The organism is Muricoccus harenae, from assembly GCF_009848505.1.
Classification (GTDB): Bacteria; Pseudomonadota; Alphaproteobacteria; order Acetobacterales; family Acetobacteraceae; genus Roseomonas; species Roseomonas harenae.
Window position 1 is genome coordinate 35,179 of sequence record NZ_WWDL01000011.1, and the last position, 17,021, is coordinate 52,199.

17 protein-coding genes are annotated in these 17,021 nt (G+C 67.7%); 7 read left to right on the forward strand and 10 right to left on the reverse strand.

Annotated features, from left to right (window positions below; genetic code table 11):
• Positions 1-3: 3 nt before the first annotated feature.
• A complete protein-coding gene (locus tag GSE44_RS09965; RefSeq protein WP_159348650.1) occupies positions 4-1,431 on the reverse strand; it encodes a mandelate racemase in 1,428 nt (475 codons plus the stop codon).
• Positions 1,428-2,249, reverse strand: a complete 822-nt coding sequence (locus GSE44_RS09970; protein ID WP_159348651.1) for a sugar phosphate isomerase/epimerase family protein — start codon at positions 2,247-2,249, stop codon at positions 1,428-1,430. Before GSE44_RS09970 ends, GSE44_RS09965 begins: the two co-directional genes overlap by 4 nt.
• A gap of 147 nt (positions 2,250-2,396) precedes the next feature.
• On the opposite strand from GSE44_RS09970, the gene GSE44_RS09975 reads away from it, so the two are divergent.
• From GSE44_RS09975 to GSE44_RS09985, 3 genes are read left to right on the forward strand one after another with little or no spacing between them, the layout of a single operon-like run.
• Positions 2,397-3,404: a Bug family tripartite tricarboxylate transporter substrate binding protein gene (locus GSE44_RS09975; protein WP_159348652.1), complete on the forward strand. Its 1,008-nt coding sequence runs from the start codon at positions 2,397-2,399 to the stop codon at positions 3,402-3,404.
• Positions 3,401-3,943, forward strand: a complete 543-nt coding sequence (locus GSE44_RS09980) for a tripartite tricarboxylate transporter TctB family protein (protein ID WP_159348653.1) — start codon at positions 3,401-3,403, stop codon at positions 3,941-3,943. The genes GSE44_RS09975 and GSE44_RS09980 overlap by 4 nt, the downstream gene beginning before the upstream one ends.
• 10 nt (positions 3,944-3,953) lie before the next feature.
• On the forward strand, positions 3,954-5,474 hold the full coding sequence (locus GSE44_RS09985) for a tripartite tricarboxylate transporter permease (protein WP_159348654.1): 1,521 nt from the start codon (positions 3,954-3,956) through the stop codon (positions 5,472-5,474).
• A gap of 39 nt (positions 5,475-5,513) precedes the next feature.
• Here the strand turns inward: GSE44_RS09985 and GSE44_RS09990 are convergent, their stop codons facing one another.
• The 4 genes from GSE44_RS09990 to GSE44_RS26220 all read right to left on the reverse strand — a co-directional run bounded on the left by GSE44_RS09990 (position 5,514) and on the right by GSE44_RS26220 (position 9,984).
• On the reverse strand, positions 5,514-6,077 hold the full coding sequence (locus tag GSE44_RS09990) for a hypothetical protein (protein ID WP_159348655.1): 564 nt from the start codon (positions 6,075-6,077) through the stop codon (positions 5,514-5,516).
• Positions 6,078-6,712: 635 nt separating this feature from the next.
• Entirely contained in the window at positions 6,713-7,345 is a 633-nt protein-coding gene (locus tag GSE44_RS26755; protein WP_201306011.1) for an FAD-dependent monooxygenase, read from the reverse strand.
• Between the two features lie 597 nt (positions 7,346-7,942).
• Positions 7,943-9,646 (reverse strand): IlvD/Edd family dehydratase, encoded by a 1,704-nt coding sequence (locus GSE44_RS10000; protein WP_159348656.1) that lies wholly within the window; start codon positions 9,644-9,646, stop codon positions 7,943-7,945.
• A 209-nt stretch (positions 9,647-9,855) separates the two neighbouring features.
• Entirely contained in the window at positions 9,856-9,984 is a 129-nt protein-coding gene (locus GSE44_RS26220; RefSeq protein WP_268893642.1) for a hypothetical protein, read from the reverse strand.
• Positions 9,985-10,016: 32 nt separating this feature from the next.
• On the opposite strand from GSE44_RS26220, the gene GSE44_RS10005 reads away from it, so the two are divergent.
• The 3 genes from GSE44_RS10005 to GSE44_RS10015 all read left to right on the forward strand — a co-directional run bounded on the left by GSE44_RS10005 (position 10,017) and on the right by GSE44_RS10015 (position 11,912).
• Positions 10,017-10,457: a hypothetical protein gene (locus GSE44_RS10005; RefSeq protein ID WP_159348657.1), complete on the forward strand. Its 441-nt coding sequence runs from the start codon at positions 10,017-10,019 to the stop codon at positions 10,455-10,457.
• Positions 10,454-11,149, forward strand: a complete 696-nt coding sequence (locus GSE44_RS10010) for a GntR family transcriptional regulator (protein ID WP_159348658.1) — start codon at positions 10,454-10,456, stop codon at positions 11,147-11,149. The genes GSE44_RS10005 and GSE44_RS10010 overlap by 4 nt, the downstream gene beginning before the upstream one ends.
• Before the next feature lie 376 nt (positions 11,150-11,525).
• Positions 11,526-11,912, forward strand: a complete 387-nt coding sequence (locus tag GSE44_RS10015; protein ID WP_159348659.1) for a response regulator — start codon at positions 11,526-11,528, stop codon at positions 11,910-11,912.
• A gap of 49 nt (positions 11,913-11,961) precedes the next feature.
• Here GSE44_RS10015 and GSE44_RS10020 read toward each other — a convergent pair whose 3' ends face one another.
• The 3 genes from GSE44_RS10020 to GSE44_RS10030 all read right to left on the reverse strand — a co-directional run bounded on the left by GSE44_RS10020 (position 11,962) and on the right by GSE44_RS10030 (position 15,232).
• Complete coding sequence (locus tag GSE44_RS10020) at positions 11,962-13,647, reverse strand: PAS-domain containing protein (RefSeq protein WP_328799068.1); 1,686 nt, start codon at positions 13,645-13,647, stop codon at positions 11,962-11,964.
• A gap of 438 nt (positions 13,648-14,085) precedes the next feature.
• The gene (locus GSE44_RS10025; protein ID WP_159348661.1) at positions 14,086-14,493 is read right to left on the reverse strand and encodes a hypothetical protein; all 408 of its coding nucleotides are present in this window, start codon (positions 14,491-14,493) and stop codon (positions 14,086-14,088) included.
• 241 nt (positions 14,494-14,734) lie between these two features.
• Positions 14,735-15,232: a PrpF domain-containing protein gene (locus GSE44_RS10030; RefSeq protein WP_159348662.1), complete on the reverse strand. Its 498-nt coding sequence runs from the start codon at positions 15,230-15,232 to the stop codon at positions 14,735-14,737.
• A gap of 149 nt (positions 15,233-15,381) precedes the next feature.
• On the opposite strand from GSE44_RS10030, the gene GSE44_RS10035 reads away from it, so the two are divergent.
• Positions 15,382-15,570 carry a DUF1328 family protein gene (locus GSE44_RS10035; RefSeq protein WP_159348663.1) on the forward strand — a complete coding sequence of 63 codons (189 nt, stop codon included), beginning with the start codon at positions 15,382-15,384 and terminating at the stop codon, positions 15,568-15,570.
• Positions 15,571-15,652: 82 nt separating this feature from the next.
• Here the strand turns inward: GSE44_RS10035 and GSE44_RS10040 are convergent, their stop codons facing one another.
• Entirely contained in the window at positions 15,653-16,639 is a 987-nt protein-coding gene (locus GSE44_RS10040; RefSeq protein ID WP_159348664.1) for a Bug family tripartite tricarboxylate transporter substrate binding protein, read from the reverse strand.
• Positions 16,640-17,021 lie beyond the last annotated feature (382 nt).

The window sequence follows — 17,021 nt, forward strand, 5'->3', positions numbered from 1 at the left end:
TTGTTAAACGGGCGGCCAGGCTGCCCTGGGCATCGCCTCCATGGTGGCAGGGTCGGGCTCCACCCCCGCGCCGAGCCCGGGCGCTTCCAGCGACCCGATCTCCAGTGCCCCGTCGCGGATGCGCAGATGCGGTCCCCGGCCGGAATCCTCATACAGGTCTGGATGCGCCTGTGCGAAACGCGACGCCTCCGCCGCCGGGCGGCCGCCGAAGCCGGCGACGAAGTGGTGCCCGTTGCGCTCCACATGCCCTATGCCCAGCAGCGCGACCAGCGCCAGATCCTGCTGCACGCAGACGCCCGCCAGCGTCGTCAGGTCTTCCGCCGACATGAAGAAAGGGCCCTCCCCCCCGCCGTTCCACGCCCGGCAGCGCGCGTGGTTGACCAGAGACCGCCAGACGCCTTTGCACGCCTTGCTCGACACGCCGGCATAGCCCATCGCCCGCGCCTGCACGAAGGCATCCATCGGCCCGTCGCTCTCATCCACGATCACGGGACGCGATGCGGCGAGCGCCGTCATCGGCACGGATAGCGCCCTTGCGCGCTTCACCGGCTGCTCCACGAACAGGATGGCCTCGCGCAGGCGGTCCAGCCGCGTCTCAGCCTCCATCGCGCGCCAGAGGGCGGCGGCACCCTCCGCATCCTCGTACTGCTCGTTGCCGTCCAACGTGGCCCGGTATCCTGGCCGGCGGTCCAGCACGGCGGCAATGCGGCAGAGCCGGTCCACATCGGCCTCGATATTGCCGCCCACCTTCAACTTCCAGAAGCGGTGGCCATAGGTCTCCGCCACCTCCTCCAGCGTCTCCGGCAATCCGTCATTGACGCGCTCCACCTGATCCGCCGTGGTGATCGGATCCACCAGCCCAACAGTGTGGCGAGCCTGGATGCTGCGGGCGGGGCGCATCGTCGCCAGCATAGCGCTGAAATCGAAGGCGCCGAGATCGGCGGCCACCGCATGCGGCGCCATCCCGCCGAGATTCGCGCGCATGCCGGCGAAGAAGGAAGCGCCCTGCGCCTTCAGCAGCCCATCCAGCATCGCCCGGTCCAGCAAGGCGCGGCCATAGGCTGCAATCAGCGGATTCAGCCCCTCCCCGGCGCAGGCCGCCTCATGCGCCGCCCAGCTATCGGCGAAATGCCCGAAGGCCGTGTTGAGCCCGGCCGCCAGCGACGCCTCGGAGGCAAGTTCCAGTGATCGACGCAGCTGGTCTTCGTTCTGGGCGTCGCTCCAGCGCGAATCCTTGTCGAACCATTTCGCCGCCAGCGATTCTGCTGCAATCCCTCGCGCCTCGCGCCCATCCTCCGTGCGGATGCGCACGGCCAGTACGGCCTGGCGCCCATGCGTCACGGTGATGACGCCGAAGCGGAAGGGCAGGCGCAGGCGGAAAGGCCATTCGCGCCGCTCGACTTCGAGCAGGCGGAAGCGCGGCGCGGTCATGCCAGCGTCTCCTCGATGCCGCGCAGATAGCCGATAGCACGGGCAGCGGCGCCCGGCCCGTCCGGCCGGTAGTCGAAGGGCTCCACCGCGCACCAGCCGTCATAGCCATGGCGCCGCAGCGCCGCGAGGGTAGGCGCGAATCGATCCTCCCCCTGGCCGGGCCCGCGACGGTTGCGGTCGTTGAAATGGATATGGCCGATCACGCCAGTCGGCAGCCAGCGGTCGAGCAAAGCCGCAATCGGTTCCGACTCGCCATTCCCCGCCGCCGAAACATCGAGCATGGTCGTGAGCCCCGGCGAATTCACCCGCCGGACGATCTCCGCCGCCTCCGCCACCGTCCGCGCCCAGCTGGTCTGCCCGGCATCGAGTGGCTCCAGGCAGTAGGTGACGCCCTCGGCGCGCGCCCATTCGCCCGCTAGTCCCATCGTTTCCTCGGCTCGCGCCGCATCATCCGCATCCCGCACCAGCCGCTGCTGCGGCGAACCATGCACCATCACTGTCGCGCCCAGCTCCGCGGCCAGGCCGATCAAGCCGCGCATCACCTCGCGCGTGCGGGCGAGCAAGGCCGGATCGGCGGCGCAGATTGAAAGCCCCGCCGGCGCCACCAGCAGCCAGTGCAGCGAGACGATGGGCAGGCCCGCATCCTCCGCGGCCCGCCGGAACGCCCCGCGCTGCGAGGCAGGCAGGCGGTGCGGCGACTCCGGATCGAGCGTGAAGGGCGCGACCTCCATCCCGTCATAGCCGAGCGACGCAGCCAATTCGCATTGCCGTGCGAAGGGAAGGTCTCTCACCACCTCATTGCAAAGCGCGATCCGCATGCTTCCCCCGATGGATTCTTGCCCAAGTCCTGCGCCCGGCGACGAAGGCCGTCCAGCCGGCGCAACGAAGCCGCTTGACCATCACCCGGATGCAGTTCCAAGGTTCAAGTAACCAACAAGTTATCTAAGAAGCACGAGGGACGAGCCATGAAGCGTCGACATCTTCTCGGTGCCGCCACGGCCACGCTGGCCCTGCCGTCGATCGGCCATGCACAACCCTATCCTTGGAAGCCGGAGCGGCCAGTCAGCCTCATCGTGCCCTGGGCCGCCGGCGGCTCCACGGACCAGATGGCCCGGCTCGTCGCCGCGGAGTTGGAAGCAGCCATCGGCCAGCGTTTCATCGTGGTGAACCAGCCGGGCGCCTCGGGCTCCATCGGCACGCGGAACGCGCTGGAGGCGGCGAAGGACGGTCTCACCTGGGCCGCCGGCGCTGCGGTGGACCTCGGCTGCTACAAGGTGCTCGGCCTGCTCGACACGATGCTGGCCGACTGGAACCTGTATTTCGCCGTGGCGAACGTGAACACGCTTTGCGCGAATCCCTCGGCCGGCTACCGCGACTTCGGCCAATTCCTCGAGGCTCTGAAGGCGCGCGGATCGTCCATCGCCATCTCCACTGCCGGCGTGTCCTCCGCCGGGCACAACTTCATGGAGGCAATCCGGAGCGCGGCGAACATCCAGTACCGCCACGCCACCTATGACGGCGGCAATCCCGCCACGATCGCGGTGGTTTCCGGCGAGGTACCGGCGGGCGCCATGCTGATGGTGGAGGCGGCGGAGATGATCAAGGCACGCCGCCTGATCCCGCTGGCCGTGCAGAGCGAGAAGCCGGTGACACTGGCCGGCTTCGGCGAGATCCCGCCCATCACGCGCTGGCTGCCCAGCGTGCCCGCGCCACTGAACTACTTCGGCATCTGGGCGCCAAAGGGCGTCCCGCAGCCCGTGACCGACACCATGTCCCAGGTCTGGCGCGAGAAGATCGCGAACAGCCAGCGGCTGAAGACCTATGCGGCCGAACGCGCGGCGATCTTCACGCCCCTGCACGGCCAAGAGGCGCAGGACGAGGCCTGGAAGATGGTCCGCCAGACCGCCTGGCTCTACTTCGACGGCGGCAAGGCACGCGTCTCGCCCGATACATTGGGAATCCAGCGCCTTTGAGCCCCGCGCCTTCCTCCGAGGAGGTCGTCGAAACGGCCTCGCCCTTCGAGGACGAAAAGGCGCCCCCCTCGGTTCGCGCGGATCTGGTCACCTCGGCGGTCCTGCTCGTGCTGGGCCTCACAGTGGTGGCGCTCAGCCTGCGGATGCCGACTTTCCTGGAGCAGTCCGGCACTGGGCTGACGGCACCGGGCATCGTGCCCGGCTTCTATGGTGTCGTGCTCGCAGTGCTGGCCGTGCTGCTTGCCCTGCGTACGCTCCGCCGCACGGCGGTCGTGGGAGAGAAGGTGGCCGGCAACGACAATGGCCGCCTCGCGATGGCCGCAGGGCTCGCGCTGCTCTACGCTGGCTTCCTGGTCGGCCGGCTGCCTTTCTGGATGGCGACGGCACTTTTCGTCTTCGCCTTCATCGCCGCCTTCGAATGGCCGCGCGGCCCCGCCGGGCGCCCACGGCGCCTCATCGAGGCCGCGGCGATCGCCCTCTGTACCGCTGCCGCCATCACCCTGCTGTTCGAGGAACTCTTCCTCGTGCGCCTGCCCTGAAGGCCTGCCCATGAACGATGCCTTCTCCATGCTGGGCGGCGGCTTCGCCAACATCCTCCAGGGCGGCACCATCCTGCACGCGCTCTGGGCCATGCTGGTCGGCATCATCATCGGCGCGCTGCCGGGACTGACCGCCACCATGGGCGTCGCGCTGTTGACCACGCTCACCTTCAGCATGGGCCATGAAACCGCGATCTTCGTGCTGATCTGCGTCTATATCGGCGCGATCTATGGCGGCTCCCGCTCTGCCATCCTGCTGAATATCCCCGGCACCCCGGCCTCCGCGGCCTCAACGCTGGATGGCTATCCGCTGGCACGTCAGGGGCTGGCGGGCCGGGCCATGGGCATCTCCACCACCGGCTCGTGGCTGGGCACGCTGTTCGGTGCGCTCTGTCTTGCTCTCTTCGCCCCCGCCTTCGGGGAATTCGCCCTCCGCTTCGGCTCCTATGAAATGTTCTGGGTGGCACTGTTCGGCATCGTCATCGCGGGCTCCCTTTCGGGCGGCGATCCGCTGAAGGGCTATATCGCCGGCTTCCTCGGCCTGCTGATCGCGACGGTGGGGCAGGAACCGAACCACGCCTATCCGCGTTTCGCCTTCGGCAATGCAGATCTCGCGGGCGGGCTGGGCTTGCTGCCCGTGCTCGTCGGCGTCTTCGGCGTGGCGGAGGTGCTGCAATCCATGCGCGGCCCCGCGATGAAGGCGGTGGTGAGCAAGGTGGACAGCGTCCTGCCGCGCCCGGCCGATATCGCGAAATACTGGCGGACCATTCTGCGCTCGGGCGGCATCGGCACCTTCATCGGCGCCATGCCGGGGCTCGGAGAGGATATCGCCGCCTGGACCTCCTATGCCGCCGCCCGGCGCGGCTCGGCCGAGGCGGAGAAGTTCGGCAAGGGCAGCGTCGAAGGGCTGATGGCGGCCGAAACGGGCGAGAGCGCCTGCGTGCCGGGCGCCATCATTCCCGTTCTCACGCTGGCCGTCCCCGGCTCGGCCCCCGCGGCCGTGCTGATGGCGGCGATGATGATCCACGGCATCAACCCGGGGCCGATGCTGGCCATCACCGCGCCGGAACTCATCTACAACATCGTCGCCATGCTCATCGTGGCCGACATGGTGAAGCTGCTCTACGGCCTCGTGCTCGTGCGGCCGCTGCTCTACGTGTTGCTGATCCCGCGGGAGCGGCTGATGCCGATCGTGCTGGTGCTCTGCACCGTCGGCGCCTTTGCGATCACCCAGCGCCTGTTCGATGTGTGGGTCATGCTCGGCGCCGGGCTGGTCGGTTTCGTGCTGCGGGAGTTGCGCTTCCCCATGGCGCCGCTGGTGCTGGGTGTCGTGCTGGGGGAGTTGCTGGACAAGAACCTGCTGCGCGGGCTGGTGCTGTCCGGCGGCGATGTCTCGCCCTTCTTCACCCGGCCGATCAGCGCCGGCCTCTGCGCGCTGACGGTGATCGCAGCCCTGTGGTCCATTCCCGCGGTGACCGAGCGGCTGCGGGGCCTGATCGGGCGGACCCGGCCCCGCACGCAGCCGGGATGACCGTCACGGCCCAGCGTCAGGTCAGGTCCCAGCGTCAGGTCACGGCTGCCGGGACAACGGCTCAGGGCCGAGCGTGGCGCCGCCCGCCTTCATCGCCTTCCGCCAGATGTGCACGGCCGCATCGTAAAGGCTTCCCGGAGCAAGCGCCTTCGGGCTGCCATCCTCGCGCTTTATCTCCCCGGCGGCCCATGCGGGCAATTCTTCGAGGAAGCGCTCATCCACCAGAAGCTGCTTGATGCAGGAGAGGCGCATCTCCTTGTACCGGCCGGGCGGCTTGCCGCGTTCGGCGAATAGCGCCTCGAAATAATCGCGTGCCGCCAGCACGACCCGCGCCTGCTGATCCGTCCAGCCCGTCGCGTCGATGCCGACCGACTGCAGGGCTGCAAGCTGCCGCGGCGTGATGGGCGCCGTGCCGAGGGGCGGCAGCCTCGGGATCAGCTTCGGCGGCGCGAGCCACTTGGGGGCAGCCGGGGGCTCCGGCGCGGCTGGCGGTTCCGGGGAAAAGGGCGAAACCGCGATCGGCTCGGCATCCGGCTCCGGCGCGTACTCCGGCTGCACCGGATCCGGCGCCTCCACAGGCGGCGCCTCGGCCTGGGCAGGCACGTAAGGCTCCGGCTCCGGGGCGGAGGGTCGAGGGATCGGGGCAAGCTGCAGCTCTTCCATCTTCGGCCGCGCGGGTTGCCGCAAGCCGAAAAGCCTGGACCAGAGGGACATCGCCTAGAGCGCGGCCAGGGGAGAGGCCGAAGCGTGATCGCCGCGGCCCCGGGCAAGCATGAGGGCCCGGGATGACCACCGGCGCTTCATCGGCTGAGCAGCACCAGAACCGGGAATCGAAGGGACGCGGGAACCACGGCAGTTGCACGAATCGGCTTGGAGCATGGCCGGACAATAGTCCAACCCACCCCCGCCCTGTCTAATCACCAAACCTCCAGAAGCCGGATATCCGGGACCGGGCACCGCCGCGCCGGCCGAGGACCGATGGCCCGCACTCTCACACTGGAACGGTGGTCGCGTCATAGCGAAAGAGCCAGTCATAGCGCTGGCGACCCGCGGCTCCGCCCATTCGCGCTCGACATAGTCCTGCGCCCCTTCCGGATCAGCCAGTCGCGGGTTGTGGAAGCGCCGCGCATTATCGGCGGAGCCGTGCACCATGCGCGTGGTCCGCTCCCGCCGTGCCTCCTCATAGCGTGCCAGCGCCGTTTCGGCGGTGTCATGCTCGGCCAGCGCCCGCGCCAGGATTAAACCATCCTCGATGGCCTGCACGGCGCCCTGTGCCAGGTTCGGCAGCGTCGCGTGGCGGCATCGCCGAGCAGCGTCACGCGGCGATCCGTCCAGCGCGGCAGCGGCTCGCGCAACATCAGGGCCCATTTGTACGGCACCTCGATTGCGCGGATCATGATCTGCACATCCTCGTGGAAGCCCGCGAAATCGGCGGCGAACTCTTCGGGGCTGCCCCGCGTACTCCAGGATTCCACCTGCCAGTCGTCGCGCTCCACGATGCCGACGAAGTTCATCACCTCACCCCGCCGCAGCGGGTAGTGAACCACATGCCGGCCCGGTCCGACCCAGTTGGTCCCCACCCAGCGGGTGAGATGCGGGGGCAGCCGTTCCATGGGGATGATGCCTCGCCAGGCGACCTGCCCTGTAAAGCGCGACTCATCCTTCCCGAACAGCCCGGCCCTGACGTGGGAATGGATCCCGTCCGCGCCCAGGAGCACGTCGCCCGTGACCGTTTCGCCTCCTTCCAGCAACAGCGCGACACCAGAGCCGTTCTGCCGAAATCCCTGCACGCGGCACCCTAGATGGATGGCATCCGGCTTCAGCCGGCGCTCTCCCGCCTCCAGCACCGAAAGCAGGTCGGGGCGGTTCACGGTGAGGTAGGGGAACCCATATTGCTCCAGGGAGACCGCCCCCAGGTCAAAGAGCGGCCATGTCTGCCCCGTGCTCCAAAGCCGGATCTCCTTCCCGCTTGCCTGGCAGGGAGGGCGGCGAGATGATCCCCGACGCCGAGCGCATCGAGGACCCGCGTGCCGTTGGGGCTGATCTGGACGCCGGCGCCGACCTCCTTCAGCTCCGCCGCCTGCTCGTACACATCGACATCGAAGCCCCGGAGCAACAAGGCCAGCGCCGCCGTGAGCCCACCGATGCAGCCACCTGCCACAAGCACGCGGCTGCCGCTGCCCTTCAGGCCGTTTTCCCAGTTATTCTTGCGCGACGCGGTTCCGCGGAACCGCCATGGCGGTCCGGTACCGCGCCCATGTTATTCCGGCACCAGCGTCGCCGCCTTCGTCCCGGGCGCCGAGCCCTATGTGCCCGTCGCCCGCCACAGGAAAATCCGGGCCAGCCTCGCCAGACCGCTTGGCCCGGCTTCAGCCCGTGGGCGGCACCTTCGTGATCCTGCAACCCGCGCAAGATTTGCACGGCCGCATCCCCGTCCCCTTCGAGGACGGGGATGCGGCCAGGCCAAATCAGGCGGGATCGTCCTCGCCGGCCAGGAAGTCGAAGTCGCAGCCGCGATCGGCCTGCAGCACCGTGTCGTGGAAGAGCTTGGCATAGCCGCGGCGCGGAACCGGGCGCGCCGAACGCGCCTCGCCCGAACGGCGGGCAAGCTCCGCCTCGTCCACCAGCAGCTCGATGCTGCGCTTCTCCACATCCAATGCGATCTGGTCGCCATCCCGCACCAGGCCTAGGGGCCCGCCCACGGCGGCTTCCGGCGTCACATGCAGCACGATGGTGCCGAAGGCGGTGCCGGACATGCGCGCATCCGAAATGCGCACCATGTCCTTCACGCCAGCTTGCGCCAGCTTTCGCGGGATCGGCAGGTAACCCGCCTCCGGCATGCCCGGCGCGCCCTTCGGTCCCGCATTGCGCAGCACCAGCACGTCATCCGCCGTGACGTCCAGTTCCGGGTCGTCGACACGGTTGGTCATGTCCTCCACGCTGTCGAACACCACGGCCCGGCCGGTGTGCTTCAGCAGGGAGGGCGTCGCGGCGGCATGCTTGATCACCGCCCCATCCGGACAGAGATTGCCGCGCAGGACCGCCATGCCGCCAGTGGACTTCAGCGGGTTGTCGCGCGGGCGGATGACCGTCTGGCCCGGCACCTCCTCGGCGAGCGCTAGGTAATCGCCCAGCGTGCCGCCCAGCACCGTCGGCGCATCCAGGTCCAGGAAGGGCTCCAGCTCCTGCAACAGGCGTGGAACGCCGCCGGCATGGTGCAGGTGCTCCATGTAGTGGTCGCCGCTGGGCTTAAGGTCGACCAGCACCGGCACGCGCCGGCCAATCGCGTCGAACTCCTCCAGATCCACCCGCAACCCCACGCGCCCGGCGATGGCCGCCAGATGCACCAGCCCGTTGGTGGATCCACCGATCGCCTGCAGCACCGTCATGGCGTTCCGGAGCGAGCCCTGAGTGAGAAGCGCCTTGGGCATCGGTCCGCTGCGCCGCGCCATCTCCACCGCCACCCGGCCCGTCGCCTCGCCGCAGCGGAACCGCTCGGCATGCGGCGCCGGGATTGCGGCGCTATAGGGAAGGGATAGCCCCAGCGCCTCGATCATGCAGGCCATGGTGCTGGCCGTGCCCATTACCATGCAGGTGCCGACGGATGGCGCGAGCCGCCCGCTGATCACCTCGATCTCCGCCTCGTCGATCTTGCCCGCCCGGTGCTGGCCCCACATCCGGCGGCAATCCGTGCAGGCACCCAGCACTTCGCCACGATGATGACCGACCACCATGGGACCCACCGGCAGCACCACGGCCGGGATGCCCGCGCTGGCGGCCCCCATGATCTGTGCCGGCAGCGTCTTGTCGCAGCCGCCGATCAGCACCACCGCATCCATCGGCTGGGCGCGGATCATCTCCTCCGTGTCCATCGCCATCAGATTGCGCAGGTACATGGAGGTGGGATGCGCGAAGCTCTCGTGGATGCTGATGGTCGGGAAGGCCATGGGCAGGCCGCCCGAAAGCATCACGCCCCGCCGCACCGCCTCGATCAGCTGTGGAGCATTGCCATGGCAGGGATTGAAGTCCGACGCCGTGTCGGTGATGCCGATGATCGGCCGGTCCAGCGCATCATCCGAATACCCGGCGGCCTTGATGAAGGCCTTCCGGAGAAAGAGCGAGAATCCCGCATCGCCGTAACTGGTCAGACCCTTCCGCAGGCCGCTCGACATCCCTCACTCCTCGCACCGTTGATTGCTTTTTGCCCCGAAGGGGGTCGCCTGCCTACTGGCATGAAGACAGCGCCGATTGTCAATGATCCAGCGGTCACCGACGTGAACACAACCTTCAAATCCGACCCGCGCAGGAGCTATTCGCCCGCATCAAAACACTAATATTGACAATCCGATACCGTACGGTTTCCCTGCGCGCGATAAGCGACTTAGGGGAGCAGGAAATGCCTCGATCCGTGCCGGGATGGCTGCACGGTGGCGCGGCAGAGCATCAGCGCCCGGCGCCTCGCCATCGGCAGCCCGACGATGAACACCGCGCCGGCCAAGGACCGCGACATCGCCATGGTGTTCCAGTCCTACACGCTCGCATATGAGCGCCGATACCTTCGTCGCGCGCTTCCTCTGCAGCCCGCCGGTGAACCTGCTCCCGGCACGGCTGCGGCGCGCCCGCTCCCACCCTTCCGGAGGCGCTGCTCGCGCAGGTGCGGATCGTGCTCGCCTGATGGTGGATGAGAACTGGCGCTTCCGCCCCTATTACCGGGACATGCGTGTCTGGATCGCCGCCGGCCGCATCGGCGCGCCCCGCCATACCCTGGCCACGCCGCTCAACGCCGGGATGCTGCCGGGACCGGACGCCGCGGACGGCACGCGTGATGAGCGGCGCTACGACCTCGCCGCCTGCTGCCAGGGCGCCTGCAATGCGGTGATCGCCCGCCTCGTGGATGGCGCAGGTTTCGAGACCTCCCCCGCCGACAATCTCAAGACGATGGGGCTGGTTGAAGCCATCTATGCCCTGGAGACGGCGCGATGACGCTGCCCCCGATCGCCATTCCCGGGGGCGCGCGCCCGCAGGAGCCGGACATGGTGCTCGCCCTGCAGGAGGACATCATCTTCGGCCGCCTCGTCCCCGGCTCGCGGTTGGTGGAGGACGCGCTGATCGCCCGCTTCGGCGGCTCGCGGCACTATGTCCGCCAGGCGCTGGACCGGCTGGAGCGCCTCGGCCTCGCGGTGCGGGAACGCAACAAAGGCTTCACGGTGCGCTCGCTCACCCCGGCCCAGGTGGCGCAGATCTATGAGGTACGCGAGTTGGTGCAGCGCCAGGCCGCGCTGCTGATCCCGCTCCCGGCGCCGCGGGAGCTGGTGCGGGACCTGCTCACCCTGAATGCCGAGCTGGCCGGCCATATGGCGGCCTACAACCTGCGCGGCGTGCACGACACGAACGACCGGTTCCATCTTCGCATGTTCGGCGCCTGCGGCAACGAGTACCTGCTGGCCACGATCGAGCACTACATGCGGCTCAGCCTGCCGGTGCGCGCCAAGACCCTGGCCGACCCGGCTTCACTCTCGGTCTCCCACGCCCAGCACCAGCTGATGATCGACATGCTGCAGGGCCGGGACAATTGGCTGCTGGCGCAGCTCTGCGTCGATCACCTGCAGCCCAGTAAGAAGGACTACCTGGCGCGCGCCGGCCTGCCGGCCGCCAGAAGCGATCAGGCGGCCTGACCGCCGCGGGCCATCCGCCCGCCCCCACCCGGCAGCTTCAGCCCGCCAGCCTTGGCATGGCGCCTCCCGAGATCAACGGCAGCAGTCCTATCCGCCTGCCCTAAAGGCATGCGCGAAGGCGGCGGAGCCATGGCCGGCACGGAACCGCTTCCGGCCCCGCAGTGCTCCCCGGCAAGGTGCCAAGCGGCCACAGCGGAGCCTTAAGAAGCGAGAATCGCGCAAACGTGACTCAACGCTCCTACCCTACCGCATCCGAAGTTGCTCGTTTTGCGGGAAACAGAGCGCACTTCACCTGGCAGGGTGACCGAAAGGCGAGGCACGAAGTGGGGGTTGAGGAGGTTGAACATACCGGGGCGAGTTCCGCGATGAGAACGGCATGTCACTAGGCACCGGGACGGCGCCGCATGTGCTCGTCGCCGAAGACGAGGTGCCCATCGCGATGATGATTCAGGAAGCCCTGGACGAGGCGGGCTTCCGCGTGACCTGCGCGCCGGACGGTCTCATCGCACTCGAGGAATCATTCCGGACACGTTTCGACATCCTTCTCACGGATGTCCGCATGCCGAATCTGGACGGCGTGGGCCTCGTGCGGCAATTGCGCGCGTCCCGCCCGGACCTGCCGATCGTCGTCCTCAGCGGCTACATGACCAATCGGGACCGGCAGGACTTACTGCAACTCGGCGTTCCGGCCGATTCAATCCTCGAAAAGCCGGTAACGCTCGGCACGCTGAACAGCGTCCTGCGGCGCGCCCTTACGGCCTGACCCAAGTCGCAGTGCCCGGCCAACCGCACGGGGATGCCCGTACCGGCCGCTAGGCCGGGTCGGGCGTCCTGATGGCCAACTGCGCGTCGAGCACCCCCCGAATCATCCGGGCCAGCTTAGGAAGCGCATATGGCTTGACGAGATAGTCGCTCCCCAAACCCGACGAGCCATCACCGGACGAGGCACTCTCGGGGCCGCCGGAAGTGTAGAGGATCGGCAAGGCGGGCCACCGGCGCCTGGCCTCCCAAGCGAGTTGGTGCCCATCGATGCCAGGCAGCCCAAGATCGGTGAACAGGATGGCGACATCCGGCGTGCCCTCCAGGATCGTCAGCGCGGAGGAGGCATCCTGTGCGCCGAGGACATGATAGCCCAGCGCCTCCAGACCTTCTGTCGTATAGGCCAGGATGTCCGGCTCGTTCTCCACCACCAGGATCTTCTCGCCACGCCCCGCATCGCTGCTGATATCGCCTGACTTCGGGGAGGTCCCCTCCACCGGCTCATCGGTAACCAGGCACGGGAGATAGATCGTCACCGCGGTCCCGCTTCCCGGCTTGCTGTCGATCCGCACATGCCCGGCGGCCTGGGTGGCGAAGTCGACCACCTGGAAAAGCCCGAGCCCTGTCCCCTTCCCCGCCCCCTTCGTCGTGAAGAACGGCTCGCAAGCCCGCTCGGCCACCTCCGGCGGCATGCCGCTGCCGTTGTCCCGCACCGTGATCTGCACGAACTCATTGCCGGGAACCGGAACGGAATGCGGGTCGCCCAGGGCGCCGCGCGTGACATTCGCGGTTTCGATCGTGACCACGCCGCCCTTGGGCATCGCGTCACGTGAATTGATCACCAGGTTCAGCACGGCGATCTCGAATTGGTTCGGATCCGCCAGCGTCAGCCAGGGCTGGCTCACCAGTGCGAACTCCACCACGATGTTGCTCGCGGCCGACTGGCGGATGAGATCGGACAGGTTGGCGATCAGCGTATTCGCATTGACCGGCTGCGGCTCACGCGGCTGGCGCCGCGAGAAGGCGAGAAGCCGCTGCGTAAGGGAGGCGGCACGGCGCGCACCGCTCCGCGCCACCTCGATCCCGCGCAAGGCACGCTGCATGTCCGACCCCTTGAGCGAGCGCTCAACGATCTCGAGATTGCCGAGGATGATCATTAGCAGGTTGTTGAAGTCATGCGCGACGCCGCCGGTGAGATGCCCGACCGCCTCCATCTTCTGCGCCTGTCGAAGCTGTTCTTCCGCCTGCCGCCTCGCGGTGACATCGGTGTAGAGCGTGACGAAACCGCCCTCCGGCAGCGGATTGCGGCGCAGCTCCATCACCCGCCCGTTCGGCCTCTTGCGCTCGATCGTGCCGGAACTTCCTCCGGCCCGCAGCAGGGCGATCCGTCGGGCGACCTCCCCCTCGACATCGATATCGCCGAACTCGCCCGCTGCCGCCTGGACGCGCAGGATCTCCTCCATGGGCAACCCGACCCGCAGCATCTCAGGGGGAATGCCGGTGAACTCCGGAAAATGCGCATTCCATTCGACGAGGCGCAGATCTCCATCGATCATCATCACGCCGTCGCTCATGCCGGCGAGCACGACCTCAAGGCGCTCAGCCTTGGACCGCTCCCCGGTGCCACCACCCGGCGCCTCGCCTGGACTAGCGGGGTGCGCTGCAACCCACTTGGATTGATGCCGCCTGCGCCACACGCGGCGTCCCACCACTGACAACAACCCCAGGCTCGTGCGCATCCCGTTGGACACTGGCCCACCCTTCTCAGCTTCGGGATCCCCTGCGATTGGTTGAAGATGCAGGCCACCCTCAGCGGGACGGTCACCATAATGGAACGCAGGCTCAACAAGAAAGCTTCAGCATCCTGGTTGCTGCAGGTGAACCAAGCCAAACTATTGGTTTCTCAGGCCAAATGCACGCTGGTGATGTGTGTGCCGCGCGAAAAGCAACTGGTGGGCGAGCAAGGGCGCCCTATTCGGTTCGGCGCAGCCACTGGCGCATGGCGGGATGCGATGGAGATCGGAGATCTCTCGTGGCTCTGCCAAGGGCAGCGCCACACCGGGGACCAAGTCCAAAGTCAGGATAATGCACTACCGCCGGCGCCCGCAGCCTTGAACGGATGCCGCTCGTTCCGCTCTGCTCCTGTCCGCCGTGCCGGTTAAGGCAGGCCGCCCCTTTCAGGCGACTGCGCGGATCTCCTCCATGGGGCTCTCCGACGGAGCACGCATCATGGTGAAGCCGTCTTCGATGCAGGCCAGTTCCGCCAGGGCCGAGTCGATGTCCGTGAATGTGGCAATAGCCCCGCCATTGACCGGATGCACCAACTGGATGCCGCTATAGCTCCGCAGGATGTGCCAGTTGAAGTCGCCTGGCATGATGTAGGCATCTTGCTTCGAGGAAGGCGTGACCATCCCGACGATCACGGCACCATCCGCGGAGGTAATAGCCTCGGCCTGGTACAGATCACCCGTGCGCCGGGCCAGGGCCAGGGCCCAATCCCGAGCCTGCGCCACTTCAAATAGCGTGAGGCCGAGCAAGGCGGCCTGGGCTTCGCTGGCAAGCTCGACAGACTTGGACTGGGACATAGACGGGACCTTCGGGCGTGGATGGTGCACCAAGCCCCTGGTTACAGGGCCTACCTGCCGGGTGGCCCCGCGGCAGGTACGGCATAGTTACATCACAAAGCCGGGACTTCAACAGAAGTTTACCCTGCCTGCCTCCTTCAGGCGTCTCATGATTTAGAGAATCCCGAACGGCCCACAACCCTGCACCGCGCCATGCTTACCCAAGTGCAACCATCCGCCCCATTGGTGGCCCCGCACTCGCTCATGCACTGGCCGGTGCCGCCTCGCGGATGAGGACCGTTCCTTTGAATGTCGCCGCAAGATCCGATAGGGGGTGGCGTGAAGGCAGTGCTGGCCACCCCTCCGCGCCGTGTCCGGCTGCACGGCCGCATCCGCCACCACGACGTCCGAGGCATGGCCATCCGGATCGGCCGCCCGGCACCTCCAGCACATCCAGGGCATGGCAACTCGGAAACAAGCCGTCGCTGCGTGCCTCGCCGGGATCGAGGAAGTCGAGCCGGATCGGCGCGCCGGTGTCGGAGACGCCGTCGAGCGCCAACGGTCCATCCACCAACGCCTCGCCCCCCCCGACCGCCTCGAAGCGCGAGACGATGATGCGGCCCGCATTGGCGTCGTGGATACGAAACGTAATCCCCTCATCCCGCCCCGTATGTGAACACCGCCCTGAAGCGCCGCTGCCGCACCTGAATCGGCATCCCCCTGCCCCATCACCCGCCGTGGCCAGGTCGAAGGGTGACACTGGCCGCTTCCGATCGTGGCGGCTCTTCAGGGCGCCTCACTCCCCTTTCCAGACGCAGGGTGCCCTCGCTCCGCCCTGCCGGGGCGGCGCCCGCAACTTGTACGCACCGGCATGGTTAAGTCCCAGCAACATACCTAGACGAGGCACACATGCCAGCAGGCAGTCTCCTACACTGGGCCATTATCGCGCTGGTCGTCGCACTCGTCGCCGCGGTCCTTGGCTTCGGCGGCATCGCGGGCGCGGCGGCTGGAATCGCGAAGATCCTGTTCTACGTTTTCCTTGTGATCTTCGTCATCGTACTGATCATGAACTTCATGGGCCGCGGTCGAGGAGTCTGATCTTCCCTGTTCGGCAAGTCAGATGCTGCCGCGTATCCGCCGGTGAACGGCGGCCCCATATAGGGGCCGCCGCCATGCGCGTTCAGTCGACCGTCGCGCCAGACTGGGCCACCACCTCCGCCCAGCGCGCCATGTCGGCCTGGTGGACGCGGCGGAAGTTTTCGGGGCTCGGATCCTCAGCCGGGCTGATGCCCTGGTTGTTTACCAGCCACTCACGGAATTCAGGCTGGCTGATGATGCGGATCACCTCCCGGCTCACCCGCTCCTGGATCGGGGCGGGCAGGTTGGGCGGTGCCAGCAGGCCATACCAAGTGGTGCTGGAGAAACCGGGCAGGTTGCAAGCCTCCGCCACTGTCGGCACGTCGGGCAGCGGCGGCAGCCGGCGCGGGGTGGAAACCGCCAGCGCGCGCGCCAGCCCCTGCTGCACGGCCGCAATGCTCGGGCCGCTCTGGTTGAAGAAGAAGGTCACCTCTCCCGTCAGCAGCGCCGTCATCGCCGGCCCCTGCCCGCGATAAGGCACATGCGTCACGTTGATCCCCGCAGCATGGGCCAGCTGTACGGCACTCAGATGGGTGGAGGCGCCATTGCCGGTGGAGCTGTAGTTCAGAGCCCCCGGCCGCGCCTTCGCGACGGCGATCAGATCCTGACAGCTGCGGATGCCGGGCGAATGCTGCGGGTGCACCAGAAGCACGTTCGGCACGTCGCCCAACAGCGCGATATGCGTCACGTCACGAAAGGCATCGAAGGACAGGCGCTTGTAGAGGGCAGCATTGATGGCATGCGTGCCGGCGGTCGCCAGCAGGAAGGTGTAGCCATCCGGCCGCGCCTTGGCGACAAGGTCCGAGGCGATGTTGCCGCCCGCGCCGGTGCGGTTGTCCACCACCACGGGCACGCCGAGTGCGTGGCTCAGCGGCTCGGCCAGCTTGCGGGCGTAGATGTCGGTGCCGGCGCTGCTGGGAAAGCCGTTCATGATGGTGATGGGCCGGCTGGGCCAGGGCGCCTCCTGCGCATGGGCCAAGGAGAGCGCCGACAGCAGGGTGGCAAGAAAAGATAGGGCGAAGCGAAGCATCCGGAGCGACTCCTTGCGACGGCGTTGCGCGTCGTGAACTGGCGTTCCTGTTGCTGCACCCGGGCCAGGCGGGAAGGCTTCGACACCGCCAGCGCTGTCCCAGGAACGGAGCAGGACCCTACTCAAGCCTGCCCCGGTCCACCATCCCCGGCCACCTTCTTCCGCAACGAATACGAGACCCTGGCGTGCCGCTGCGGACTTGCGCGGGGCGTCACGCCGTGCAGGCAGGTGCGGTCCTGCGCATCGGCTTCGTTTCTCCGCCGGTCTGCGCGGCACGCATCCGATCCCGACTCCGAAGGATCGCATGGGCTCGTCACCGCCACATGTCGATTTTCGTCCCTCCAAACCCGACGAAGGAGGTGCCTCGGCGATGAGCAAGACC

What these genes read in the sequence shown, in the direction of transcription:
- GSE44_RS10040 (WP_159348664.1), bottom strand. Translation starts at nt 16,639, where the DNA reads ATGCTTCGCTTCGCCCTATCTTTTCTTGCCACCCTGCTGTCGGCGCTC.
- GSE44_RS10010 (WP_159348658.1), top strand. Translation starts at nt 10,454, where the DNA reads ATGACGCTGCCCCCGATCGCCATTCCCGGGGGCGCGCGCCCGCAGGAG.
- GSE44_RS10025 (WP_159348661.1), bottom strand. Translation starts at nt 14,493, where the DNA reads ATGTCCCAGTCCAAGTCTGTCGAGCTTGCCAGCGAAGCCCAGGCCGCC.
- GSE44_RS09965 (WP_159348650.1), bottom strand. Translation starts at nt 1,431, where the DNA reads ATGACCGCGCCGCGCTTCCGCCTGCTCGAAGTCGAGCGGCGCGAATGG.
- GSE44_RS10005 (WP_159348657.1), top strand. Translation starts at nt 10,017, where the DNA reads ATGAGCGCCGATACCTTCGTCGCGCGCTTCCTCTGCAGCCCGCCGGTG.
- GSE44_RS09970 (WP_159348651.1), bottom strand. Translation starts at nt 2,249, where the DNA reads ATGCGGATCGCGCTTTGCAATGAGGTGGTGAGAGACCTTCCCTTCGCA.
- GSE44_RS10000 (WP_159348656.1), bottom strand. Translation starts at nt 9,646, where the DNA reads ATGTCGAGCGGCCTGCGGAAGGGTCTGACCAGTTACGGCGATGCGGGA.
- GSE44_RS10035 (WP_159348663.1), top strand. Translation starts at nt 15,382, where the DNA reads ATGCCAGCAGGCAGTCTCCTACACTGGGCCATTATCGCGCTGGTCGTC.
- GSE44_RS09985 (WP_159348654.1), top strand. Translation starts at nt 3,954, where the DNA reads ATGAACGATGCCTTCTCCATGCTGGGCGGCGGCTTCGCCAACATCCTC.
- GSE44_RS09975 (WP_159348652.1), top strand. Translation starts at nt 2,397, where the DNA reads ATGAAGCGTCGACATCTTCTCGGTGCCGCCACGGCCACGCTGGCCCTG.
- GSE44_RS26220 (WP_268893642.1), bottom strand. Translation starts at nt 9,984, where the DNA reads ATGTCGCGGTCCTTGGCCGGCGCGGTGTTCATCGTCGGGCTGCCGATG.
- GSE44_RS10015 (WP_159348659.1), top strand. Translation starts at nt 11,526, where the DNA reads ATGTCACTAGGCACCGGGACGGCGCCGCATGTGCTCGTCGCCGAAGAC.
- GSE44_RS10020 (WP_328799068.1), bottom strand. Translation starts at nt 13,647, where the DNA reads ATGCGCACGAGCCTGGGGTTGTTGTCAGTGGTGGGACGCCGCGTGTGG.